Source organism: Salinicola sp. 4072 (assembly GCF_036663415.1).
In the GTDB taxonomy this organism is placed as follows: Bacteria; Pseudomonadota; Gammaproteobacteria; order Pseudomonadales; family Halomonadaceae; genus Salinicola; species Salinicola salarius_A.
Map to the genome: position 1 here is coordinate 1 of NZ_JAXOVV010000057.1, position 3,810 is coordinate 3,810.

General features: G+C 56.3%; 4 protein-coding genes. 1 reads left to right on the forward strand and 3 read right to left on the reverse strand.

Annotation, left to right across the window (positions count from 1 at the left end; genetic code table 11):
• Positions 1-291, forward strand: a 291-nt coding sequence (locus R3F72_RS18315; protein WP_332778557.1) for an IS66 family transposase, incomplete at its 5' end; no start/stop codon positions are given.
• On the opposite strand, the gene csy3 is transcribed toward R3F72_RS18315, so the two are convergent.
• Genes csy3 through csy1 form a run of 3 tightly spaced genes read right to left on the reverse strand, consistent with a single transcriptional unit; the run spans position 279 to position 3,617 of the window.
• The gene (gene csy3 / locus R3F72_RS18320; protein ID WP_332780452.1) at positions 279-1,226 is read right to left on the reverse strand and encodes a type I-F CRISPR-associated protein Csy3; all 948 of its coding nucleotides are present in this window, start codon (positions 1,224-1,226) and stop codon (positions 279-281) included. The genes R3F72_RS18315 and csy3 overlap by 13 nt on opposite strands.
• Before the next feature lie 19 nt (positions 1,227-1,245).
• Positions 1,246-2,223, reverse strand: coding sequence for a type I-F CRISPR-associated protein Csy2 (csy2, locus tag R3F72_RS18325; protein WP_332780453.1), 978 nt, complete (start codon positions 2,221-2,223; stop codon positions 1,246-1,248).
• Positions 2,220-3,617 carry a type I-F CRISPR-associated protein Csy1 gene (gene csy1, locus R3F72_RS18330; protein WP_332780454.1) on the reverse strand — a complete coding sequence of 466 codons (1,398 nt, stop codon included), beginning with the start codon at positions 3,615-3,617 and terminating at the stop codon, positions 2,220-2,222. Before csy1 ends, csy2 begins: the two co-directional genes overlap by 4 nt.
• Positions 3,618-3,810: the final 193 nt, after the last annotated feature.

Consider the following 3,810-nt stretch of genomic DNA (forward strand, 5'->3'; position numbering starts at 1 on the left):
CTGCTCGAACGTCTCCAGGCGTACGAGGACGACGTGCTGCGTTTCCTCGACGACCCCGCCGCGCCCTTCACCAATAACCAAGGGGAGCGTGACCTGCGGATGACCAAGGTCCAGCAGAAGATTTCAGGCTGTTTCCGCTCCTGGGAAGGTGCCGAGATCTTCTGCCGGATGCGCAGCTTCCTCTCGACGGCGGTCAAGCAGGGCCTGGCAGCGCACACCGCACTGGAACAGTTGTTTGCCGGTGAAGTGCCCGAATTCATGCGTCGGGACGGCCTGGATCAGGCAGCGTGACCTGAATAGTTACAATCCATTTTTTGTTTGGGCTGACGGAAAGCGGTAGCTTGAGTAGTGACAGAGCCGTAAGGTTCGACGGCGATAGGGCCAAGGTCGCTGCCGTCTTCCGGCGCCGGATACCAGGTATCGATTGTGCGCAGGGCATTACCCAACTTCTGGGAGTGAATGGCAGCGTTATCGTCATCGCCGATCTTGTAAAGCGTCTTGCTCTTGTCACCGCGAGAACGATCCAGGATCAGTTCCTGAGACGGGAAGACTTCTTGACCAGCGCCGACACGAGCAAAAGCCACTATGTCCAACAGCAGGTAGCGATCACCTGCCAGAGCTTCGGCGATCAGCTTGCCTAGCTCGCGTGTCTGGTCGTTGCCTTCGAAATTGCGTAACGACAGATCAAGGGCGTTGAAGGTCCACTGCTTCTCGGCCTGCCCTCCCTTCATCTGGCTGACTACGACTTCGATCTGCTCGGCCCCCACCCGATTGCGCCATAGGAAGCGGCCATTAGCGAGGTTGCAAGCATAGCGGTGAGCGAGCTCGCCAAAGCCATGCTCGTTGACGTAGCCCGTTACGGTTTGCTTCAGCTTGTTCTGATATTCGGCGTTGTTACAGGCAGAGGGAGTGCCTGCGCCTGCCAGTACACGCAGGGTAAAACGCACGGCTAGCGTATCGGCATCGTGAGGCAGCGCGGCCACGTCGACGGTCTGAAGGTTGGGGTTTTCAATAGCGGCATCGAGCTTCGCCGGGTCTTGGTCTTTTGCTTTCAGGCGATTGGAAATGGTGCCTCGTACCGACTTTTCGCGTACCGGAACAAGATTCCACTGTGCTGCCTGAGCGCGATCTTCCCAGTTACCGGCGCGGAACAGCGCATCGGATGGATCGAGCTTACGCTCAAAAGCCAGGACAGTAGTTTTTAAAGCATCGTTTTTCTTAGCCATGCGTATGTCTCCTTGATGATTAGTCTTCAATGGAATGGGTCAGGGCGTAGTCATTAGTGAGGCGATAGACACCTCGTTCGATATCGTTTTCCACGAACCACATCAATGCATCGGGATGGCGCAGCCGGTGCGGGCTCACCCATTCACCAACCGAGTAAAGGCTTTCCACGAACTGAAACGGCACATTTGGGTCCCGAGCGTTGGCGACTTCACCCGGCTGGTAGAGATCCGAGATGGCGCCGTAACCAACAGGGATGGGGACAAGCCAGCCGGGGAACGGTCGGCGCACCTGCCACTCCACTTGTTGTTTGTCGTTTTCGTCGACGGTGACGTGGCATTCGTGATTGAGCCGCGACAGATCGAGCCAGGCATCCAGCGCCGTGGCATTGGCATCTTGCGCTTTCAGCGCTTCGGTATGCGCACGGAGGCGGTCATCGCGCAGCACCAACGCGAAGCCGGGTAATAGACGACGTCGGAGACGATTCCACTGTTTCTTCCGCTTGTCCTCGTTGTCGTCAAAGCTGATCAATTCCGGCCGATAGCGCTTCTCGCCCATTGCTGGCATGACACTGCCCCCGGCGATTCGCATTCCCTGCACCTGGTCGAAGATCTGGCGGGCGAGCGCCTGCCGGCTATCGAAACTGTCGAGCTCCTCACCCTCGGAACCCACGCCAATCAGCAGGGTAATCTCGAGATGTGCACGCCCCTCCTCGACGATGGCAGCCGTATTGCCACTTTTGTCGACAGGGTTACGCGTCAGGTGAAATGCCTTGATAACCCCACCTTCGGTCACCTGCGGCTCGATCCGGTGACAGACAACGCCGACGCCCTCGAAGATGAGCCTGGTCTCGTCGGGCAGATTGCGTTCAAGCGCCTGAATCGCACCTATGAAGGCACTCATGGCGGGGAAGCCCCAAGTCATCGGGCTGGAGATCGCGTTGGCGTTCTGGATGCGCAGGTGCGGCAACACGAGAAGATGGTCGAGACGATCGTTCATGCGGCGTCTCCTTCATCGTCATCGTCGTTGCGTAGCGCGTCCTGCATATCGTCAAGCTGGCGGCGAAAGCTTTCCAGCACGCTATCGAACTCGCCCTTCCAGTGTGCGTGCTCAACATCACCGAAGTTGAGCGCACTCTTGTAATTTAGCCTGCCGTTCAACCAGTTGGCGGCGCGAATGCTGATGCTTTCCGACCAATCCGACTGGCGGCGCGCGGCCGCGAACTCGTTGTCCAACTCGGCCCGGCCCGGGTCGAGCCAGAACTGCTCGTCCGGCGCCAGGCGGCAACGCTCATCCATCGTCCATCCCGGTTTCAACGAGTGAATTTCAACAGTGAAAATCATCAGCTCATCGGCGAGCATCGCGGTCAGGTCGTCACGTAGATCGCGCGTATGCATGTTCTTTGCAGGGTCGGATTCGAGGAACCGTTTCAAGTCATTGAGGATTAGCCGAACTTCGGGACGCCCCTGGAACGAACGAAATGATTCGTTCATCGGTGCATAGACCGACCGCGACTGCCAGCTGGGCGGTAGCGACGCGAGCAGATAATTCTGGCCGCCGCGCTCGCTGTTGAGCTGTGAAATATTCTGCGGTTTAGTGCCGCCAAGCTTCTGGACCGCGAGATTGGGGTAACTGGTGTAACCGCCGTCAAACGCGGTGCGCTCACGCAGTGCCTTTCGCGCCGCCTTGTTGTGGTCGCCATAGAACCAGATGTTCGGGCTGACTTGCGCATAGAAACGGTGTGTAAGCGATGTGGCGTAGAGCGGTGCCAGCAAGCGGAAGCCGGTGTTATCGGCAGGATCATCGCCGACCAGCCAGTAAACTTGCTTAAGCCGAGCATCAGTAGAGACTTTCAGGTTTTTCCTATTTAGAAGGACACTGTATACATCCGAATCGTCATCCGTACCCATGCCCCTCGCAAAAGCCGACAGGGCGTCTTGATCCATTCCACTAAGCCATTCACTAAATTTCCTACCCTCGAAACGAGTACCGAGAAGCAAATACAGTTCGTACGCTGCAGAGTTAACCGCTCCATTGCCAGTCGCGTCCGCCAAACTCTCATCATCTGGCAATACATGCGACCCTACCTCTACTCGGCTTGGCAGGCTTCCAAAGTCTATTAAGAGATTTGCAACCTGCTTTACCTGCGGGTCAGGGTGCGTCGCCTTAGCAATATGTGTGGCAATAGCAACCCCGGGAGCACTACTCGCTCCTTTCACCAAAATACTTTTCAGCACATATTTTTCATGGGCTCTTTTTATCTCTGACTTGGCTTGCGCGTCGGTTCTACCCTCGAATTTGGCAAGCTTATTATCCAAGCGTCGCTGAACATGAGCGTTCATTTGTTGCAACATGGACTCACCACGGGTGGTAAGCGTCGTTTCTCTATGCATTCACTCAATCCTCCCTGCGCACAGATTGCGTTAGAACTTTTCTGGTTTTCGTAAACGAGCTGCCGCTATCCCGGCTTATTCATGAGGTCGGTCTGAAAACGAAGATGGCGAGTGGTTTTCTCTTGTAGAATCAGGATGTTCCTGCCAGAACACGATTCAAGAGGACCACTCGCCATGGGTGAAACCCTAACGA